The organism is Enterobacter cloacae complex sp. ECL414 (genome assembly GCF_021869685.1).
Classification (GTDB): domain Bacteria; phylum Pseudomonadota; class Gammaproteobacteria; order Enterobacterales; family Enterobacteriaceae; genus Enterobacter; species Enterobacter kobei.
In genome coordinates, this window is record NZ_CP091481.1 from 1,364,580 (window position 1) to 1,383,884 (window position 19,305).

A 19,305-nucleotide genomic window follows, 5' to 3' on the forward strand; every position below is an offset into this window, starting at 1 on the left:
ATGAGTAGCGTAGATATTCTTGTTCCCGACCTGCCTGAATCTGTAGCAGATGCGACCGTCGCTACCTGGCACAAAAAACCAGGCGATGCCGTTAAGCGCGATGAAGTGCTGGTAGAAATCGAAACTGACAAAGTGGTACTGGAAGTACCGGCTTCGGCGGATGGCGTACTGGACGCGGTGCTGGAAGATGAAGGTACGACCGTCACCTCTCGTCAGATCCTGGGTCGCTTGCGTGAAGGCAACAGCGCGGGTAAAGAGTCCAGCGCCAAGTCTGAAGAGAAAGCCTCTACGCCGGCTCAGCGCCAGCAGGCTTCTCTGGAAGAACAGTCTAACGACGCCCTCAGCCCGGCGATCCGTCGCCTGCTGGCTGAACATAGCCTTGACCCGGCTGCCATCAAAGGCACCGGTGTGGGTGGCCGTCTGACGCGTGAAGACATCGACAAGCACCTGGCGAAAGCACCTGCTCAGGCAGAAGCGAAAGCCCCTGCGGCAGCGCCAGCAGCAGCTCAGCCTGCTCTGGGTGCCCGCAGCGAAAAACGCGTCCCAATGACGCGCCTGCGTAAGCGCGTGGCCGAGCGTCTGCTGGAAGCGAAAAACTCCACCGCGATGCTGACCACTTTCAACGAAGTGAACATGAAGCCAATCATGGACCTGCGTAAGCAGTACGGTGACGCGTTTGAAAAACGTCACGGTATCCGTCTGGGCTTTATGTCCTTCTACGTGAAGGCTGTCGTTGAAGCGCTGAAACGCTACCCGGAAGTGAACGCGTCCATCGATGGCGATGACGTGGTTTACCACAACTATTTCGACGTCAGCATGGCGGTTTCTACTCCACGTGGTCTGGTCACCCCGGTTCTGCGTGATGTGGATACCCTGGGTATGGCTGACATCGAGAAAAATATCAAAGAGCTGGCTGTTAAAGGCCGCGACGGCAAGCTGACCGTAGACGACCTGACCGGCGGTAACTTCACCATTACCAACGGCGGCGTATTCGGCTCGCTGATGTCTACCCCGATCATTAACCCGCCGCAGAGCGCGATCCTGGGTATGCATGCCATTAAAGATCGTCCGATGGCGGTAGACGGTAAAGTTGAGATCCTGCCAATGATGTACCTGGCGCTCTCTTACGATCACCGCCTGATCGACGGCCGCGAGTCCGTGGGCTTCCTGGTTGCCATTAAAGAGCTGCTGGAAGATCCAACGCGTCTGCTGCTGGACGTCTAGTTTTGCAGTCTTGCCCGGCGGCGTATGGCTGCCGGGCCACTAAAAGCACTACCTAACGATTACCTGAAGGATGGATAGAACACATGAACTTACATGAATATCAGGCCAAACAGCTGTTTGCCCGGTATGGCTTACCGGCTCCGGTGGGTTATGCCTGTACTACCCCGCGTGAAGCAGAAGAAGCCGCATCTAAAATCGGTTCCGGCCCGTGGGTAGTTAAATGTCAGGTTCACGCTGGTGGCCGTGGTAAAGCGGGCGGTGTGAAGGTTGTTAAGAGCAAAGAAGAGATTCGTGCGTTTGCTGAACATTGGCTCGGCAAACGTCTGGTGACCTACCAGACAGATGCGAACGGCCAGCCGGTTAACCAGATCCTGGTTGAAGCAGCGACCGATATCGCTAAAGAGCTGTACCTGGGCGCGGTTGTTGACCGTAGCTCCCGTCGCGTGGTGTTCATGGCGTCTACCGAAGGCGGCGTGGAAATCGAAAAAGTGGCGGAAGAAACCCCACATCTGATCCACAAAGTGGCGATCGATCCGCTGGCAGGCCCAATGCCTTACCAGGGTCGCGAGCTGGCGTTCAAACTGGGTCTGGAAGGCAAGCTGGTTCAGCAGTTCACCAAGATCTTCATGGGTCTGGCGACTATCTTCCTGGAGCGCGACCTGGCGCTGATCGAGATTAACCCGCTGGTGATCACCACCCAGGGCGATCTGATCTGCCTCGACGGCAAACTGGGTGCTGACGGCAACGCGCTGTTCCGCCAGCCGGATCTGCGCGAAATGCGCGACCAGTCTCAGGAAGACCCGCGTGAAGCACAGGCTGCACAGTGGGAGCTGAACTACGTGGCGCTGGACGGCAACATCGGCTGTATGGTCAACGGTGCGGGCCTGGCAATGGGCACCATGGACATCGTTAAGCTGCACGGTGGTGAGCCAGCGAACTTCCTCGACGTGGGCGGTGGCGCAACCAAAGAGCGCGTGACCGAAGCGTTCAAAATCATCCTCTCTGACGACAATGTTAAAGCGGTTCTGGTTAACATCTTCGGCGGCATCGTTCGTTGCGACCTGATCGCCGACGGTATCATTGGTGCGGTAGAAGAAGTGGGTGTTAACGTTCCGGTGGTTGTACGTCTGGAAGGTAACAACGCTGAACTCGGCGCGAAAAAACTGGCTGACAGCGGCCTGAATATTATTGCAGCGAAAAGTCTGACGGATGCAGCTCAGCAGGTTGTTGCCGCAGTGGAGGGGAAATAATGTCAGTTTTAATTAATAAAGATACCAAGGTTATCTGCCAGGGCTTCACCGGTAGCCAGGGGACTTTCCACTCCGAACAGGCGATTGCCTACGGCACGCAGATGGTTGGCGGCGTCACGCCAGGTAAAGGTGGCACCACGCACCTGGGCCTGCCGGTGTTCAACACCGTGCGTGAAGCCGTAGAAGCGACGGGCGCAACCGCGACCGTTATCTACGTTCCGGCACCGTTCTGCAAAGACTCCATTCTGGAAGCGATCGACGCGGGCATCAAACTGATCATCACCATCACTGAAGGTATCCCGACGCTGGATATGCTGACCGTGAAAGTGAAGCTGGATGAAGCCGGCGTGCGCATGATCGGCCCGAACTGCCCAGGCGTCATCACGCCAGGCGAATGCAAAATCGGCATCATGCCGGGTCACATCCACAAGCCGGGCAAAGTGGGCATCGTGTCCCGTTCCGGTACCCTGACCTATGAAGCCGTTAAGCAGACCACCGATTACGGCTTCGGCCAGTCCACCTGTGTGGGCATCGGCGGTGACCCGATCCCGGGCTCTAACTTCATCGACATCCTGAAACTGTTCCAGGAAGATCCACAGACCGAAGCGATCGTGATGATTGGTGAGATCGGTGGTAGCGCGGAAGAAGAAGCGGCTGCTTACATCAAAGAACACGTGACCAAGCCGGTTGTCGGTTACATCGCGGGTGTGACCGCGCCGAAAGGCAAGCGTATGGGTCACGCAGGGGCGATCATCGCCGGTGGTAAAGGTACGGCTGACGAGAAATTCGCAGCGCTCGAAGCCGCAGGCGTGAAAACCGTTCGCAGCCTGGCGGATATCGGCGAAGCACTGAAATCCATCATTAAGTAAGTCCTCTCTGCTCCCCGACAGGGGAGCGTTGAAGTAAAAAAATGTCCGTTTCGACATGGTTGGCCGCTGAAAAGCGGCCTTTTTTATTGCCTGCGTTTGGCAACGAGCGTGAACTTGTAATCGTCGGTATTGAAGACGTTGCGACTGTATTCAAATACCCGTCCGTCCTTCAGGAAACCGCGGGAGGCTTTTTCCAGGATCGGTTTGGCCGGATCGAGCGCCAGCGCGGCGATCGCCTCCTCTGATGGCATGATCGGCACCAGCTCCTGCTCGCTGCGATCGATAACCATCTTTTTGATCTGCTCGACGTAGTGGTATTTCGAATTTTCCATCACGTCCCAGGTGAGGTCGGGGAACATTGCCAGCGGCATCCATGTCTCTTCCAGGTTAACCGGCTTCTGCTTGATGAAGCGTACGCGCTTCACGTGCCAGACTTTATCCTCCGGATTGATGGCCAGCGTTGCCGCAAGCCGCTCATCGGCTTTCACCACTTCAAAAATTTTAACATCACTGTGCGTATCGACGTTTCGGTCCGCCAGCTTTTCGTAAAAACCGGTGAGCTGGTAGATATCGTAATTTACGCGTTCCTCTTTTACATAAGAGCCGCTGCCCTGAATGCTTTCGATAATCTGCTCATCAGCCAGCAGTTTCAGGGCCTGCCGGACGGTGACACGGCTAACGCTGAACGTCTCCTGAAGGCTGGACTCCGTCGGGAGCGCGTCACCGGGTTTTAACTCCCCGGCGTTAATTTTCTCGCGAAACGCATCGGCTATCTGCCGGTACATCGGTTTATTACCCATTTGATTGCGCCTGCTTAATACCTTTTCAGGGAATTATGCATTCAACTGATGATTTGTAAATAATACAAATAAAATACAAATTGGCTTATTAGTGAAAGTGATCACATACATGTATTATAAGATCTGCCAGAATCCATCCCAGACAATAACGATCTAAATGTGAGGATCACTATGAACCTGACGACCCTGACCGATCCGCGTGCAGTTTGCGTTCAGGCGCGGTTTTCCTGCCGGGATGAGGCAATCCGTCAGCTTGCGACACGTCTGGTGGCGCTGGGCAAAATCGCTGATGCCGATGCTTTTCTTAAAGAAGTTTTCCATCGGGAATCGCTTGGCCCCACCGCCCTGGGCGAAGGGCTGGCGGTGCCCCACGGAAAATCAGCCGTCGTGAGAGAAGCGGCCTTCGCCGTGGCAACGCTGCGCGAACCGCTGGAGTGGGAAGGCGTGGACGGACCGGAAGAGGTTGAGCTGATTTTTCTTCTCGCCATTCCTCCTGCCGAAGCGGGGTCGACACATATTCAGGTACTGACGGAACTGACGTCTCGCCTGGCGGATGACGATCTCCGGGCGCGCGTGATGGCAGCCACCACGGCGGAAGATGTGCTTGCTGCCCTGGAAGCGACCCCTGAAGCGCAAGAGGCCGCCGTTGCGGTGAATGCCCCGACGATCGTTTGCGTTACCGCCTGTCCGGCTGGAATTGCGCATACCTATATGGCTGCGGAATACCTGGAAAAAGCGGGACGCAGGCTGGGCGTCAACGTGGTGGTCGAAAAGCAGGGGGCGAACGGCATTGAGGGGCGCATCACTGCGCAGCAGTTGAAGGAGGCGAAAGCATGCATTTTTGCCGCAGACGTGGCGATCAAAGAGCGTGAGCGTTTTCAGGGGATCCCCGCGATTTCCGTCCCCGTTGCGGAGCCCCTGCGCCATGCTGAAGCGCTAATTGAGCGCGCGCTGGCGCTACGGCCTTCATCCGATGCGGGTCATGAGTATGTCGATACCGAAACGAAAACGGGCGTAAAAAGTGAGCTCAAACAGGCGCTCCTCAGCGGGATCTCCTTTGCGGTGCCGCTGATCGTCGCTGGCGGTACGGTGCTGGCCGTGTCGGTACTGCTGGCGCAAATCCTGGGCTTGCAGCACTTGTTCGACCAGGAAAACTCGTGGCTGTGGATGTACCGCAAGCTTGGCGGCGGCATGCTCGGAATTTTGATGGTTCCCGTTCTGGCCGCGTATACCGCTTACTCGCTGGCGGATAAACCCGCGCTGACACCGGGATTTGCTGCCGGTCTTGCTGCCAATATGATCGGCTCCGGTTTTCTGGGGGCTATCGTGGGCGGCCTGATCGCGGGTTACCTGATGCGCTGGGTGAAAAATCACATCCGCCTGAGTAGCCGCTATAACGGCTTTTTAACCTTTTATCTCTATCCGGTCATTGGCGTGCTGGGGGCGGGTAGCCTGATGCTGTTTGTGATCGGCGAACCGGTGGCCTGGCTTAATAACACGCTCACCGTCTGGCTTAATGGTCTGTCCGGTGCGAATGCGCTGCTCCTGGGGGCGATCCTCGGCTTTATGTGTTCATTTGATTTGGGCGGGCCGGTCAACAAAGCCTCTTACGCGTTTTGCCTGGGCGCGATGGCGAACGGCGTATACGGTCCCTATGCCATCTTTGCCTCCGTCAAAATGGTCTCGGCCTTTACCGTGACGGCGTCAACGATGCTGGCTCCGGGACTGTTTAAACCGTTTGAAATTGAAACCGGTAAATCAACGTGGCTGCTCGGACTCGCGGGCATTACCGAAGGGGCGATTCCGATGGCGATAGAAGATCCCCTTCGCGTCATTGGCTCCTTTGTGCTCGGCTCCATGGTAACCGGCGCGATTGTTGGGGCGATGGGGATCGGGCTGTCTACCCCGGGGGCGGGTATTTTCTCTCTCTTTTTACTTCACGACGCAGGGCTGACCGGTGTGGTTGCCGCGGCGGGCTGGTTTGGCGCGGCGCTGCTGGGGGCCGCTATCTCCACGTTTATTCTGCTGCTCTGGCGACGCCAGGCGGTAAAAAAGGGCAACTACGTCACTGAAGACGCCATACGGTAAAAACTCACACACAGGAAACGAAGATGAAAGCTGTATCTCGCGTTCATATCACACCGCATATGCACTGGGACCGTGAGTGGTATTTCACCACCGAAGAGTCACGTATTCTTCTGGTCAATAATATGGAAGAGATCCTGACCCGCCTGGAGCAGGATGACGAGTATAAATATTACGTCCTTGATGGGCAGACGGCGGTGCTGGAGGATTATTTTGCCGTCGTGCCTGAAAACCGCGCGCGCGTGAAGGCCCTTGTCGAGCGCGGAAAACTGATTATTGGCCCCTGGTATACCCAGACTGATACCACCCTCGTCAGCGGCGAGTCGATCGTCCGCAACCTTATGTATGGCATTCGCGACTGTATGGCGTTCGGCGAGCCGATGAAAATCGGCTATCTGCCGGATTCATTTGGTATGTCCGGTCAGCTTCCGCATATTTATAACGGGTTTGGCATAACGCGGACCATGTTCTGGCGCGGCTGCTCGGAACGACACGGAACCGATAAAACGGAATTTCTCTGGCAGAGCCAGGACGGCAGCGAAGTGACGGCACAGGTACTGCCGCTGGGCTACGCGATTGGTAAGTACTTACCGGAGGACGAAGCGGGGCTGCGAAAGCGGCTCGACAGCTATCTCGAGGTGCTGGAAAGCGCCTCCGTCACCAAAGAGATTTTGCTGCCCAACGGTCACGATCAGATGCCGCTGCAGCAGAATATTTTTGCAGTAATGGACAAGCTGCGAGAAATCTATCCCCAGCGTCAGTTTGTGATGAGTCGGTTCGAAGAGGTATTTGACCACATCGATGCGCACCGCGATGAACTGGCGACGGTAAAAGGGGAGTTTATCGACGGGAAATACATGCGCGTTCACCGGACAATCGGCTCTACGCGCATGGACATCAAAATCGCCCATGCGCGTATTGAGAACAAAATTGTCAATATCCTCGAGCCGCTGGCGACCCTTGCCTGGACGCTGGGCTTCGATTACCACCACGGTCTGCTGGAGAAAATGTGGAAAGAGATCCTCAAAAACCACGCTCACGACAGCATCGGTTGCTGCTGCAGCGACAAAGTGCATCGTGAGATTGTCTCCCGCTTCGAACTGGCTGAAGACATGGCAGACAACCTGGTGCGTTTCTATATGCGCAAGATTGTCGACAACATGCCGCAAAGCGATGCCGATAAGCTGGTGATGTTCAACCTGATGCCCTGGCCGCGTGAAGAGGTGATGAACACCACCATCCGACTGCGTGCCAGCCAGTTCCGTCTGTGGGATGATAAAGGCAATGAGATTCCGTATTTCATTCGCAGCGCACGCGAACTCGACCCCGGTCTCATCGACCGACAGATTGTCCATTACGGCAATTACGAACCGTTTATGGAGTTTGATATTCAGCTCAGCCAGATACTGCCGTCGATGGGGTACCGTACGTTGTTTATCGAACCGAACGTGGCCGGGAAGCAGCGCGCAGCGGTGAAAAACACAGAATCCTTACTTGAAAATGCGTTCTGGCAGGTTGATTTCAATGAAGACGGCACGCTGCGCCTGCGTGACAAAGAAACCGGGCTGATTTATGACCGCGTACTGGAAATCGAAGAGAGTTCGGATGATGGCGATGAGTACGACTACTCGCCTGCCCGGGAAGAGTGGAGGCTCACTTCAGCACAGGGCGAGCATAAGGTTGAGGTGACGCATGAAGGCTGGCAGAGCAGGGCGGTGATCCGTCATCGGATCGCTGTTCCGGCTAATCTGGCCGAACGCACGGCGCGCCAGAGGAACGGTTCTCTCAGCGCTGAGTGTGAAATCACGCTTAGCCACAACAGCAGACGCATTGATGTGGCGGTTCGTCTGGACAATCAGGCTGACGACCACCGCGTTCGCGTGCTGATCCCAACGCCGTTTACAACTCAGGAGGTATTAGCGGATACGCAGTTTGGTACGGTCACGCGTGCTGCGCAGGATCCCGCCATGCAAAACTGGCAGGAGGAGGGCTGGAAAGAAGCGCCGGTTCCCGTCTGGAACTTACTCAATTACGCCGTCCTGCAGGAGAAACGAAACGGGCTGGCGCTGTTCACCGAGGGACTGCGCGAATTTGAAGTGGTGGGCGAGGATAAAAAAGCCTTTGCCGTAACCTTGTTGCGTGGCGTGGGGCTACTCGGCAAAGAAGATTTGCTGTTGCGTCCCGGCAGACCATCAGGGATCAAACTGCCCGTTCCTGACTCCCAGGTTCGGGGCGCGTTAAGCTGTCGCTTTAGTCTCTTCAGTTTCAGCGGTACGCCGGAAAATGCGGGTGTCGCGCAGCAGGCTAAATCGTGGTTAACGCCCGTACAGTGCTACAACAAAATTCCCTGGGATGCCATGAAACTGAACCCCGCACCGTTTACCACGCCGGAAAGTTACAGTTTGTTAGCGCTTTCGCCAACGGGATGTGTGCTCAGTGCTCTCAAAAAGGCGGAAGATCGTGATGAGCTTATTCTTCGTCTGTTTAACCCGTCAGCGTCCAGCGCATGTGACGCGACGTTATCTGTGAATCCGACGGTGAAACGGTGCTGCGAAACGGACATGAATGAACAGGTGTTAGCGCAGCATGAAGGCGAGGGCATTGCAGGGGTATTCAGGCCTGGACAGTCACGCACCTTTAGCGTGCTTGTCGGCTGAAAACAGTGATAAAAGGCTGCAGCGTTAGCGGCCTTTTTTATTAAATAGTCACACCGTGGTGTTAACTTATGGGGTGATAAAGGTAAATTAAATGTAATTTCTAAGAGTTGCAGAAAAGCAATGGAAAAATAATCTGGCTCGACTACGCTTTATTGTTGGTCGCGCTTGAAAAGGACAATTTCTCTCGCGTTAATAAAAATCACTTCTGTTTATATTTTTTCCTTCTTCGATAACCTATCACATCCTTGCATGTACATATCGTTAACATGGTTTTTACCATTCTCACCGCGATTAAACATGATTAACATTGCTGCTGGTTTTTGATTTAAATCAATGTTTAATCCTTGGAAAAAGGCGTTGAAAAGCGCTAAATTGTTCCCGATCAAAATGGCCGAAAAGTGGTAATTTTGCTATAAATTGATCGCCGTCGAAAAACGTAAATGTGATTCAATAAAAACCTGTTTATTGTAAGGGTTTTGCAGCGTATTATATTTGCGGGATCAATTTGAGTTTTTTATTAACCTATTTGTAACCTGACGTCATCGTTTTTATCCTTCTTCAGGGTAATAACGACGACCAGGATGCGAATAATTTGTATTGGGGCATGCGTGTGGATCTCTTCTGACGGGGTTCACTCTCGGAGTCTTCATGCGATGAGCAAGGAGTCATAATGTTAGACGTAGTCGAACTGTCGCGCTTACAGTTTGCCTTGACCGCGATGTACCACTTCCTGTTTGTGCCGCTGACGCTCGGTATGGCGTTCCTGCTGGCCATTATGGAAACGGTTTACGTCCTCTCCGGCAAACAGATTTATAAAGATATGACCAAGTTCTGGGGCAAGTTGTTTGGTATCAACTTCGCACTGGGCGTGGCCACCGGTCTGACCATGGAGTTCCAGTTCGGGACTAACTGGTCATACTATTCCCACTATGTAGGGGACATCTTCGGTGCGCCGCTGGCCATTGAAGGTCTGATGGCCTTCTTCCTCGAATCCACCTTTGTAGGTCTGTTCTTCTTCGGCTGGGACCGTCTGGGTAAAGTCCAGCATATGGCCGTCACCTGGCTGGTGGCATTAGGTTCGAACCTGTCCGCGCTGTGGATCCTGGTGGCGAACGGCTGGATGCAGAACCCCATCGCGTCTGATTTCAACTTCGAGACCATGCGTATGGAGATGGTCAGCTTTGCCGAGCTGGTCCTGAACCCGGTTGCACAGGTGAAATTCGTTCACACCGTGGCTTCTGGTTACGTGTGCGGCGCGATGTTCATTCTGGGCATCAGCTCTTACTACATGCTGCGCGGTCGCGACTTCGCTTTTGCTAAGCGCTCCTTTGCTATCGCTGCAAGCTTCGGTATGGCTGCCATCCTCTCTGTTATCGTTCTGGGTGATGAATCCGGTTACGAAATGGGTGACGTGCAGAAAACCAAACTGGCTGCAATCGAAGCTGAATGGGAAACTCAACCCGCGCCTGCTGCCTTTACGCTGTTCGGTATTCCCGATCAGGACGCGCAGGAAAACCGCTTCGCGATTCAGATCCCTTACGCGCTGGGTATCATCGCCACCCGTTCTGTTGATAAGCAGGTCACTGGTCTGAAAGAGCTGATGGTTCAGCACGAAGAGCGTATCCGTAACGGTATGAAAGCCTACTCGCTGCTGGAACAGCTGCGTGCCGGTTCTACCGATCAGGCGGTACGTGACCAGTTCAACGACGTGAAGAAAGATCTGGGTTACGGTCTGCTGCTGAAACGCTATACCCCGAACGTTTCTGATGCGACGGAAGCGCAGATCCAGATGGCGACCAAAGACTCCATTCCGCGTGTTGCGCCACTGTACTTCGCATTCCGTATCATGGTGGGCTGCGGCATCATCATGCTGCTGATCATTGCGGCTTCCTTCTGGTCCGTCATTCGTAACCGCATCGGCGAGAAAAAATGGCTGCTGCGCACGGCGCTGTACGGTATTCCACTGCCGTGGATCGCTATCGAATCCGGCTGGTTTGTTGCGGAGTATGGCCGTCAGCCATGGGCCATTGGTGAGGTACTGCCAACGGCGGTAGCGAACTCTTCCCTGACTGCAGGCGACCTGATCTTCTCCATGCTGCTGATTTGCGGTCTGTACACCCTGTTCCTGGTGGCTGAACTGTTCCTGATGTTCAAGTTCGCGCGCCTTGGCCCAAGCAGCCTGAAAACCGGTCGCTATCACTACGAGCAGTCCACTGCGACTACTCAGCCGGCACGCTAAGACAGGAGTCATCAAATGATCGATTATGAAGTATTGCGTTTTATCTGGTGGCTGCTGATTGGCGTTCTGCTGATCGGTTTCGCTGTCACCGATGGTTTCGACATGGGGGTGGGGATGCTCACTCGTTTCCTCGGTCGTAATGACACCGAGCGTCGAATCATGATCAACTCCATCGCCCCGCACTGGGACGGTAACCAGGTGTGGCTGATCACCGCAGGCGGCGCGCTGTTTGCTGCCTGGCCGATGGTCTACGCGGCTGCGTTCTCCGGCTTCTATGTGGCGATGATTCTGGTGCTGGCCTCTTTATTCTTCCGTCCGGTCGGTTTCGACTACCGTTCCAAGATTGAAGACACCCGCTGGCGCAACATGTGGGACTGGGGCATCTTCATTGGTAGCTTCGTTCCACCGCTGGTGATCGGCGTGGCGTTCGGTAACCTGTTGCAGGGTGTACCGTTCCACCTGGACGAATACATGCGTCTTTACTACACCGGTAACTTCTTCCAGTTGCTGAATCCGTTTGGTCTGCTGGCGGGTGTGGTGAGCGTGGCGATGATCATCACGCAGGGCGCAACATACCTGCAGATGCGTACTGTGGGTGAACTGCACCTGCGTTCCCGTGCGACGGCTCAGGTTGCTGCACTGGTGACGCTGGTTTGCTTCGCACTGGCAGGCGTATGGGTGGTGTACGGTATTGATGGTTATGTCGTGACGTCTGCGATCAACCATACGGCACCGTCTAACCCGCTGACCAAAGAAGTGACGCGTCAGGCTGGCGCATGGCTGGTGAACTTCAATAACATGCCTGCACTGTGGGCAATCCCGGCTCTGGGTGTACTGCTGCCGCTGCTGACCATGCTGACGTCTCGTCTGGAGAAAGGCGCGCTGGCGTTCCTGTTCTCCTCGCTGACCCTGGCGTGCATCATCCTGACGGCGGGTATTGCCATGTTCCCATTCGTCATGCCATCCAGCACCATGCTGAATGCTAGCCTGACCATGTGGGATGCAACCTCCAGCCATATGACGCTGAACTTAATGACTTACGTTGCTTGCGTGTTCGTTCCGATTGTTCTGGCTTACACCATCTGGTGTTACTGGAAAATGTTCGGTCGTATCACCAAAGAACATATCGAAAGCAACACCCACTCTATGTACTAAGTAAGGAGCTGAATATGTGGTATTTCGCATGGATTTTAGGGACGCTTCTTGCCTGTGCTTTTGGTGTCATCACCGCCCTGGCGCTTGAGCATGTTGAAGCGACGAAAGCGGGTGAAGAAAAACACTGATGAACATTATCGCGACGCTTTACGCGGTAATGGATAAGCGCCCGTTACGGGCGCTTTCTTTAGTGATGGCATTACTGCTGGCAGGCTGCATCTTCTGGGACCCGTCGCGTTTCGCGGCAAAAACCAGCGAACTGGAAATCTGGCATGGCTTCCTCATTATGTGGGCAGTGTGTGCTGGGGTGATCCACGGCGTGGGCTTTCGTCCGAAAGCGGTACACTGGCAGGGCATTTTCTGCCCGCTGATTGCCGATCTGGTTCTCCTCGCCGGTTTGATTTTCTTCTTCTTCTGAATAAGAAATGTCCTATAACGATATGGGCTTACCCGAGCCCATAAAAATTTACTCTCCGTTTACTTTCTCCCATTCCAAACCATCTTTCCCGCGCGTATAGTAGCGAAGTTTGAAAGCTCCAACTTTTCTTGTATTACTGGGATGTAAAGTGAATACAACGCTGTTTCGATGGCCGGTTCGTGTCTATTACGAAGATACCGATGCCGGTGGTGTGGTTTACCACGCCAGCTACGTTGCTTTTTATGAACGGGCACGCACAGAGATGCTGCGCCATCATCACTTTAGTCAACAGGTGCTGTTGGCTGAGCGAGTTGCCTTCGTGGTACGCAAGATGACGCTTGAGTATTTTGCGCCTGCCAGACTCGACGACATGCTCGAAGTCCAAACTGAAATTACATCAATGCGCGGGACCTCACTGGTTTTCACGCAGCGGATAGTCAACGCAGAGAACACCGTACTGAACTCAGCTGAAGTACTGATTGTTTGTGTTGATCCAACCATAATGAAGCCTCGTGCGCTTCCTAAGTCTATTGTCGCGGAGTTTAAGCAGTGACTGACATGAATATCCTTGATTTGTTCCTGAAGGCAAGCCTTCTGGTTAAACTTATCATGTTGATTTTGATTGGTTTTTCAATCGCATCCTGGGCCATCATCATCCAGAGAACGCGTATCCTCAATGCTGCTGGCCGTGAAGCGGAAGCGTTTGAAGATAAGTTCTGGTCGGGTATTGAGCTTTCTCGCCTGTATCAGGAGAGCCAGGGGCGCCGTGAAAACCTGACCGGCTCCGAACAAATTTTCTATAGCGGCTTCAAAGAGTTTGCTCGCCTGCATCGCGCAAATAACCATGCGCCGGAAGCGGTTGTGGAAGGCGCTTCTCGTGCGATGCGTATCTCCATGAACCGTGAGCTGGAAAATCTTGAAACGCACATTCCTTTCCTCGGTACTGTCGGCTCCATCAGCCCGTATATCGGCCTGTTTGGTACAGTATGGGGGATCATGCACGCCTTTATCGCGCTGGGTGCGGTGAAGCAGGCGACGTTGCAGATGGTTGCACCCGGTATCGCTGAAGCACTGATTGCGACCGCTATCGGTCTGTTTGCGGCAATCCCGGCGGTAATGGCTTACAACCGCCTGAACCAGCGCGTGAACAAACTGGAACTGAACTACGACAACTTTATGGAAGAGTTCACTGCGATTCTGCACCGTCAGGCGTTTACCAGCACCGAGAGCAACAAGGGGTAAACCATGGCCAGATCGCGTGGACGAGGTCGTCGCGAGCTCAAGTCCGAAATCAATATCGTTCCACTGCTGGACGTCCTGTTGGTACTGCTGCTGATCTTCATGGCAACAGCGCCAATCATAACCCAGAGCGTGGAGGTGGATCTGCCGGATGCGACAGAATCACAGGCGGTGAGCACCAATGACGATCCTCCGGTCATCATTGAAGTTTCCGGCGTAGGGCAGTACAGCGTGGTGGTAGAAAAAGATCGTATGGATCAGCTTCCACCGGAGCAGGTGATAGCTGAGGCGCAGCGTCGCCTGGAGTCAAATCCGAAAACGGTCTTCTTAATCGGTGGCGCGAAAGACGTACCCTACGATGAAATTATTAAAGCGCTGAACTTGCTACATAGTGCGGGTGTTAAGTCAGTTGGCTTAATGACTCAACCTATTTGATCATCCGCGTAGTTTTTGGGAACCGATAGTGTCAAAGGCAACCGAACAGAACGACAAGCTTAAGCGAGCGATAATCGTCTCCGCAGTGCTGCACGTGATTCTTTTTGCAGCGCTGATCTGGAGTTCGTTCGATGAGCATATTGATGCATCAGGCGGCGGTGGAGGGTCTTCCATCGATGCCGTTATGGTGGATCCCGGTGCGGTAGTGCAAAACTATAATCGCCAACAGCAGCAGAAGGCGAGTGCAAAACGGGCTGAAGAACAGCGTGAAAAACAGGCGCAACAGCAAGCGGAAGAGCTGCGTGAAAAGCAGGCCGCGGAGCAGGAACGTCTGAAGCAGCTTGAGAAAGAACGTTTGCAGGCGCAGGAAGCGGCGAAAGAGCAGGCGGAACAGCAAAAGCAAGCTGAAGAGGCCGCGAAAAAAGCGCAGGAGCAGCAAAAGCAGGCGGAAGAAGCGGCCGCTAAAGCCGCAGCGGATGCCAAAGCGAAGGCTGATGCCCAGGCAAAATTAGCGGCTGAAGCAGCGAAGAAAGCGGCTGCCGATGCCCAGAAAAAAGCTGAAGCCGAAGCCGCGAAGAAAGCCGCTGCTGATGCTCAGAAGAAAGCCGAAGCCGAAGCGGCGAAGAAAGCGGCTGCTGACGCTCAGAAGAAAGCTGAAGCCGAAGCGGCGAAGAAAGCCGCTCAGGAAGCAGAGAAGAAAGCAGCGGCTGACGCTGCGAAGAAAGCGGCAGCTGCCGAGAAGGCCGCGGCTGAAAAAGCGGCTGCGGCTGAAAAAGCTGCAGCAGATAAAAAAGCGGCTGCCGAGAAAGCTGCAGCAGATAAAAAAGCGGCTGCCGATAAGAAAGCTGCGGCTGAAAAAGCCGCTGCCAAAAAGGCCGCTGCAGATAAAGCGGCTGCGGCTGCCGGCGTCGACGATTTACTGGGCGACCTGAGTTCAGGTAAGAACGCACCAAAAGCGGGTGGCGGGGCGAAAGGGAACGGTCAGCCGTCTAAAGACAGCGGGACCTCCGGCGCCAACGGCGGGGCAACGGGTGCAGATATCAGCGCTTATGCGAAGCAGATTCAGGTGGCGATCCAAAGCCGTCTGTTTGATGCGGGCCTGTATCAGGGCAAACAGTGCGTGCTGCATATCAATCTTGCCCCAGATGGACGGTTGAAAAGCGTCACTTCTGAAGGGGGCGATCCTGCGCTTTGCCAGGCAGCGTTAGCCGCAGCAAGATCGGCGAACATTCCTAAACCGCCGAGTGAGGCTGTTTACGATAAGATAAAAGATGCCAAACTAGACTTTAAGCTGTGATCGTCTTTCCTTTGGGAAGTATAGAAAACCGACTATTGTCATAGCCAGGATCGTGTAGTTTTGTCTATTTGAGTTTGTTAACATTCTGCTAAATTATCGTGGGTAAGGTTACCCGGATAAGGGAGATATGATGAAGCAGGCATTACGTGTAGCATTTAGTTTTTTAATGCTGTGGGCAGCTGTGCTGCACGCAGAAGTACGTATCGAGATCACCCAGGGGGTGGACTCGGCACGCCCAATCGGTGTTGTTCCGTTCCAGTGGGCCGGTCCTGGCGCTGCACCTGAAGATGCTGGTGGCATCGTGGCGGCTGACCTGCGTAACAGCGGTAAATTCAACCCGTTAGATCGTTCTCGTCTGCCTCAGCAGCCGGGCAATGCACAGGAAGTACAGCCTGCTGCATGGTCTGCGCTGGGTATTGATGCGGTCGTTGTGGGTCAGGTTACCCCTAACCCGGACGGCTCTTACAACGTGGCCTGGCAGCTGGTAGATACCGGCGGTGCACCGGGTACCGTTCTGGCACAGAACTCCTACAAGGTCACTAAACAGTACCTGCGCTACGCGGCTCACGCGGCCAGCGATGCGGTATTCGAAAAACTGACCGGCATTAAAGGTGCGTTCCGTACCCGTATTGCTTATGTGGTGCAGACCAACGGCGGTCAGTTCCCGTATGAGCTGCGCGTCTCTGACTACGACGGCTACAACCAGTTCCTGGTGAAACGTTCTTCCCAGCCGCTAATGTCTCCAGCCTGGTCTCCGGACGGTTCTAAACTGGCATACGTGACTTTCGAGAGCGGTCGTTCTGCGCTGGTTATCCAGACGCTGGCTAACGGTGCTGTGCGTCAGGTAGCGTCGTTCCCACGTCACAACGGTGCGCCTTCCTTCTCTCCGGACGGCTCTAAACTGGCCTTTGCGCTGTCTAAAACCGGTAGCCTTAACCTGTATGTAATGGATATTGGCTCTGGCCAGATCCGCCAGGTGACCGATGGTCGCAGCAACAACACCGAACCTTCATGGTTCCCGGACAGTCAAAACCTGGCGTTTACCTCTGACCAGGCTGGCCGTCCACAAATCTATAAAGTAAACATCAACGGCGGTGCTCCGCAGCGTATTACCTGGGAAGGTTCGCAGAACCAGAACGCAGACGTGAGCAGCGACGGTAAATTCATGGTAATGGTCAGCTCCAACGGTGGGCAGCAGCACATTGCCAAACAAGATCTGGTAGCGGGTGGCGTTCAAGTTCTGTCGTCAACGTTCCTGGATGAAACGCCAAGTCTGGCACCTAACGGCACTATGGTAATCTACAGCTCTTCTCAGGGGATGGGATCTGTGCTGAATCTGGTTTCTACAGATGGGCGTTTCAAAGCGCGTATTCCGGCCACTGATGGACAGGTAAAATCACCTGCCTGGTCGCCGTATCTGTAAATAATAATTAATTGATTACTAAAGGAATCATAGAAATGCAACTGAACAAAGTGCTGAAGGGGCTGATGATCGCTCTGCCTGTAATGGCAATCGCAGCGTGTTCTTCTAACAAGAACGCAAGCAATGACCAGAGCGGCGAAGGCATGATGGGTGCCGGTACCGGTATGGACGCGAACGGCAATGGCAACATGTCTTCTGAAGAGCAGGCGCGTCTTCAGATGCAGCAGCTGCAGCAGAACAACATCGTTTACTTCGATCTGGATAAATACGACATCCGTTCTGACTTCGCTGCGATGCTGGATGCTCACGCTAACTTCCTGCGTAGCAACCCATCTTACAAAGTCACCGTAGAAGGTCACGCGGACGAACGTGGTACCCCAGAGTACAACATCTCCCTGGGTGAACGTCGTGCTAACGCTGTTAAAATGTACCTGCAGGGTAAAGGCGTTTCTGCTGATCAGATCTCCATCGTTTCTTACGGTAAAGAAAAACCTGCAGTACTGGGTCACGACGAAGCGGCTTACTCCAAAAACCGTCGTGCCGTACTGGTTTACTAAGAGAATGGCATGAGCAGTAACTTCAGACATCATCTGTTGAGTCTGTCGTTACTGGTTGGAATAGCGGCCCCCTGGGCCGCTTTTGCTCAGGCACCAATCAGTAGTGTCGGCTCAGGCTCGGTAGAAGACCGGGTCACTCAACTCGAGCGTATTTCTAACGCTCACAGTCAGCTTTTAACCCAACTCCAGCAACAACTTTCCGATAACCAAAACGATATTGACTCACTCCGCGGTCAGATTCAGGAAAGTCAGTATCAGCTTAACCAGGTTGTGGAACGTCAGAAGCAAATCTTGTTGCAGATAGATAGCCTGAGCAGCGGTGGTGGTGCAGCAGCACAACCCGCAGCAGGCGATCAGAGCGGAGCGGCGACATCCGCGCCCGCGCCGTCAGCAGATGCTTCCGCTTCCACAGGCGCGCCTGTACAGAGCGGTGACGCGAATACGGATTACAATGCGGCCATTGCCCTCGTGCAGGATCAATCTCGTCAGGACGACGCGATTGCTGCGTTTCAGAACTTTGTTAAGAAATACCCTGATTCAACCTACCAGCCAAATGCCAATTACTGGCTTGGTCAGTTGAATTACAACAAGGGTAAAAAGGACGATGCGGCGTTCTATTTTGCCTCCGTGGTGAAAAATTACCCGAAATCGCCGAAAGCGCCAGATGCGATGTATAAGGTTGGCGTGATCATGCAGGACAAAGGAGACACTGCGAAAGCCAAAGCGGTTTATCAGCAGGTGGTCGCCAAATTCCCTGGTACTGAAGGTGCCAAACAGGCGCAAAAACGTCTGAATTCGATGGGATGATTATCGCATGACCAGAAATCGCGTTATTTCTGGTCGTGCAGCATGATTCGTAAGCAGTTAAGCGATCTTCATCGAAATTTTTGTTGCGCAGAATTCTTAAATCAGTAATATATGCCGCCGTTGCCACGGGATATCAAACAACGTGAAAACAGCGTAAAAGTGGGTCGTTAGCTCAGTTGGTAGAGCAGTTGACTTTTAATCAATTGGTCGCAGGTTCGAATCCTGCACGACCCACCACTTAAGCAGTTCCGGTAGTACAGAGTGGGTGATTAGCTCAGTTGGTAGAGCATCTCCTTTACACGGAGGGGGTCGGCGGTTCGAGCCCGTCATCACCCACCACTCGGGTCGTTAGCTCAGTTGGTAGAGCAGTTGACTTTTAATCAATTGGTCGCAGGTTCGAATCCTGCACGACCCACCAATTTTAATGTCTTACTCAGATATTAAACGTGAAGGATAACGTTGCTTTAGCAACGGCCCGAAGGGCGAGGCGAAGCCGAGTCATCCTGCACGACCCACCACTTAAACGTGGTACCGAGTAAAAATCTTCGAAGTCAGCACCCGAATGGGTCGTTAGCTCAGTTGGTAGAGCAGTTGACTTTTAATCAATTGGTCGCAGGTTCGAATCCTGCACGACCCACCACTTCGAAGAAAAAATCCCGCAAGGGGTCGTTAGCTCAGTTGGTAGAGCAGTTGACTTTTAATCAATTGGTCGCAGGTTCGAATCCTGCACGACCCACCAATGTAGAAAGGCGCCCTAAAGGCGCCTTTTTGCTATCTGCAATTCTATAAATGCTCCACACCTCTATTCCCGGTGACTTTTCACTCCAGATTCGCTATCTTGTTTAGTATA

General features: G+C 53.8%; 17 protein-coding genes and 5 tRNA genes. 21 read left to right on the top strand and 1 reads right to left on the bottom strand.

Going from position 1 to position 19,305, the window contains the following annotated elements; all coding sequences use genetic code 11:
• The 3 genes from odhB (at position 1) to sucD (ending at position 3,343) form a co-directional block, all read left to right on the top strand.
• Entirely contained in the window at positions 1-1,224 is a 1,224-nt protein-coding gene (gene odhB, locus L3068_RS06315; protein WP_014883039.1) for a 2-oxoglutarate dehydrogenase complex dihydrolipoyllysine-residue succinyltransferase, read from the top strand.
• 83 nt (positions 1,225-1,307) lie between these two features.
• Positions 1,308-2,474, top strand: a complete 1,167-nt coding sequence (sucC, locus tag L3068_RS06320) for an ADP-forming succinate--CoA ligase subunit beta (RefSeq protein ID WP_006809579.1) — start codon at positions 1,308-1,310, stop codon at positions 2,472-2,474.
• Positions 2,474-3,343: a succinate--CoA ligase subunit alpha gene (gene sucD, locus L3068_RS06325; RefSeq protein WP_008501094.1), complete on the top strand. Its 870-nt coding sequence runs from the start codon at positions 2,474-2,476 to the stop codon at positions 3,341-3,343. The genes sucC and sucD overlap by 1 nt, the downstream gene beginning before the upstream one ends.
• An 83-nt stretch (positions 3,344-3,426) precedes the next feature.
• Here sucD and L3068_RS06330 read toward each other — a convergent pair whose 3' ends face one another.
• Positions 3,427-4,143, bottom strand: a complete 717-nt coding sequence (locus L3068_RS06330; RefSeq protein ID WP_014883040.1) for a GntR family transcriptional regulator — start codon at positions 4,141-4,143, stop codon at positions 3,427-3,429.
• Between the two features lie 171 nt (positions 4,144-4,314).
• Here L3068_RS06330 and mngA point away from each other — a divergent pair, with 171 nt between their 5' ends.
• The 18 genes from mngA to L3068_RS06420 all read left to right on the top strand — a co-directional run bounded on the left by mngA (position 4,315) and on the right by L3068_RS06420 (position 19,194).
• Positions 4,315-6,231 carry a PTS 2-O-a-mannosyl-D-glycerate transporter subunit IIABC gene (mngA, locus tag L3068_RS06335; RefSeq protein WP_117580642.1) on the top strand — a complete coding sequence of 639 codons (1,917 nt, stop codon included), beginning with the start codon at positions 4,315-4,317 and terminating at the stop codon, positions 6,229-6,231.
• A gap of 23 nt (positions 6,232-6,254) precedes the next feature.
• Positions 6,255-8,885, top strand: coding sequence for a mannosylglycerate hydrolase (mngB, locus tag L3068_RS06340; RefSeq protein WP_117580640.1), 2,631 nt, complete (start codon positions 6,255-6,257; stop codon positions 8,883-8,885).
• A gap of 670 nt (positions 8,886-9,555) precedes the next feature.
• Positions 9,556-11,124, top strand: a complete 1,569-nt coding sequence (gene cydA / locus L3068_RS06345) for a cytochrome ubiquinol oxidase subunit I (protein ID WP_014883043.1) — start codon at positions 9,556-9,558, stop codon at positions 11,122-11,124.
• A gap of 15 nt (positions 11,125-11,139) precedes the next feature.
• Positions 11,140-12,279 (top strand): cytochrome d ubiquinol oxidase subunit II, encoded by a 1,140-nt coding sequence (gene cydB, locus L3068_RS06350; RefSeq protein WP_023332425.1) that lies wholly within the window; start codon positions 11,140-11,142, stop codon positions 12,277-12,279.
• 14 nt (positions 12,280-12,293) lie between these two features.
• Positions 12,294-12,407: a cytochrome bd-I oxidase subunit CydX gene (gene cydX, locus L3068_RS06355; protein WP_003858598.1), complete on the top strand. Its 114-nt coding sequence runs from the start codon at positions 12,294-12,296 to the stop codon at positions 12,405-12,407.
• Complete coding sequence (gene ybgE, locus L3068_RS06360) at positions 12,407-12,697, top strand: cyd operon protein YbgE (protein ID WP_010428735.1); 291 nt, start codon at positions 12,407-12,409, stop codon at positions 12,695-12,697. Before cydX ends, ybgE begins: the two co-directional genes overlap by 1 nt.
• Before the next feature lie 148 nt (positions 12,698-12,845).
• Entirely contained in the window at positions 12,846-13,250 is a 405-nt protein-coding gene (gene ybgC, locus L3068_RS06365; RefSeq protein ID WP_003858593.1) for a tol-pal system-associated acyl-CoA thioesterase, read from the top strand.
• Positions 13,247-13,939, top strand: coding sequence for a Tol-Pal system protein TolQ (tolQ, locus tag L3068_RS06370; RefSeq protein WP_008501101.1), 693 nt, complete (start codon positions 13,247-13,249; stop codon positions 13,937-13,939). Before ybgC ends, tolQ begins: the two co-directional genes overlap by 4 nt.
• Before the next feature lie 3 nt (positions 13,940-13,942).
• Positions 13,943-14,371: a colicin uptake protein TolR gene (tolR, locus tag L3068_RS06375; protein ID WP_003858589.1), complete on the top strand. Its 429-nt coding sequence runs from the start codon at positions 13,943-13,945 to the stop codon at positions 14,369-14,371.
• Positions 14,372-14,399: 28 nt separating this feature from the next.
• Complete coding sequence (gene tolA, locus L3068_RS06380; RefSeq protein WP_014883046.1) at positions 14,400-15,668, top strand: cell envelope integrity protein TolA; 1,269 nt, start codon at positions 14,400-14,402, stop codon at positions 15,666-15,668.
• A 130-nt stretch (positions 15,669-15,798) separates the two neighbouring features.
• Positions 15,799-17,091, top strand: a complete 1,293-nt coding sequence (tolB, locus tag L3068_RS06385; protein ID WP_117580638.1) for a Tol-Pal system beta propeller repeat protein TolB — start codon at positions 15,799-15,801, stop codon at positions 17,089-17,091.
• A 35-nt stretch (positions 17,092-17,126) separates the two neighbouring features.
• Positions 17,127-17,648, top strand: coding sequence for a peptidoglycan-associated lipoprotein Pal (gene pal / locus L3068_RS06390; RefSeq protein ID WP_003858578.1), 522 nt, complete (start codon positions 17,127-17,129; stop codon positions 17,646-17,648).
• Between the two features lie 9 nt (positions 17,649-17,657).
• The gene (cpoB, locus tag L3068_RS06395) at positions 17,658-18,455 is read left to right on the top strand and encodes a cell division protein CpoB (RefSeq protein WP_023332428.1); all 798 of its coding nucleotides are present in this window, start codon (positions 17,658-17,660) and stop codon (positions 18,453-18,455) included.
• 161 nt (positions 18,456-18,616) lie between these two features.
• A tRNA-Lys gene (locus L3068_RS06400) sits at positions 18,617-18,692 on the top strand.
• 26 nt (positions 18,693-18,718) lie between these two features.
• Positions 18,719-18,794 (top strand) — tRNA-Val (locus L3068_RS06405).
• A 3-nt stretch (positions 18,795-18,797) separates the two neighbouring features.
• Positions 18,798-18,873 (top strand) — tRNA-Lys (locus tag L3068_RS06410).
• 146 nt (positions 18,874-19,019) lie between these two features.
• Positions 19,020-19,095, top strand: a tRNA-Lys gene (locus tag L3068_RS06415).
• A 23-nt stretch (positions 19,096-19,118) separates the two neighbouring features.
• Positions 19,119-19,194: transfer RNA gene (locus L3068_RS06420), tRNA-Lys, on the top strand.
• The last annotated feature ends 111 nt before the right edge of the window (positions 19,195-19,305 follow it).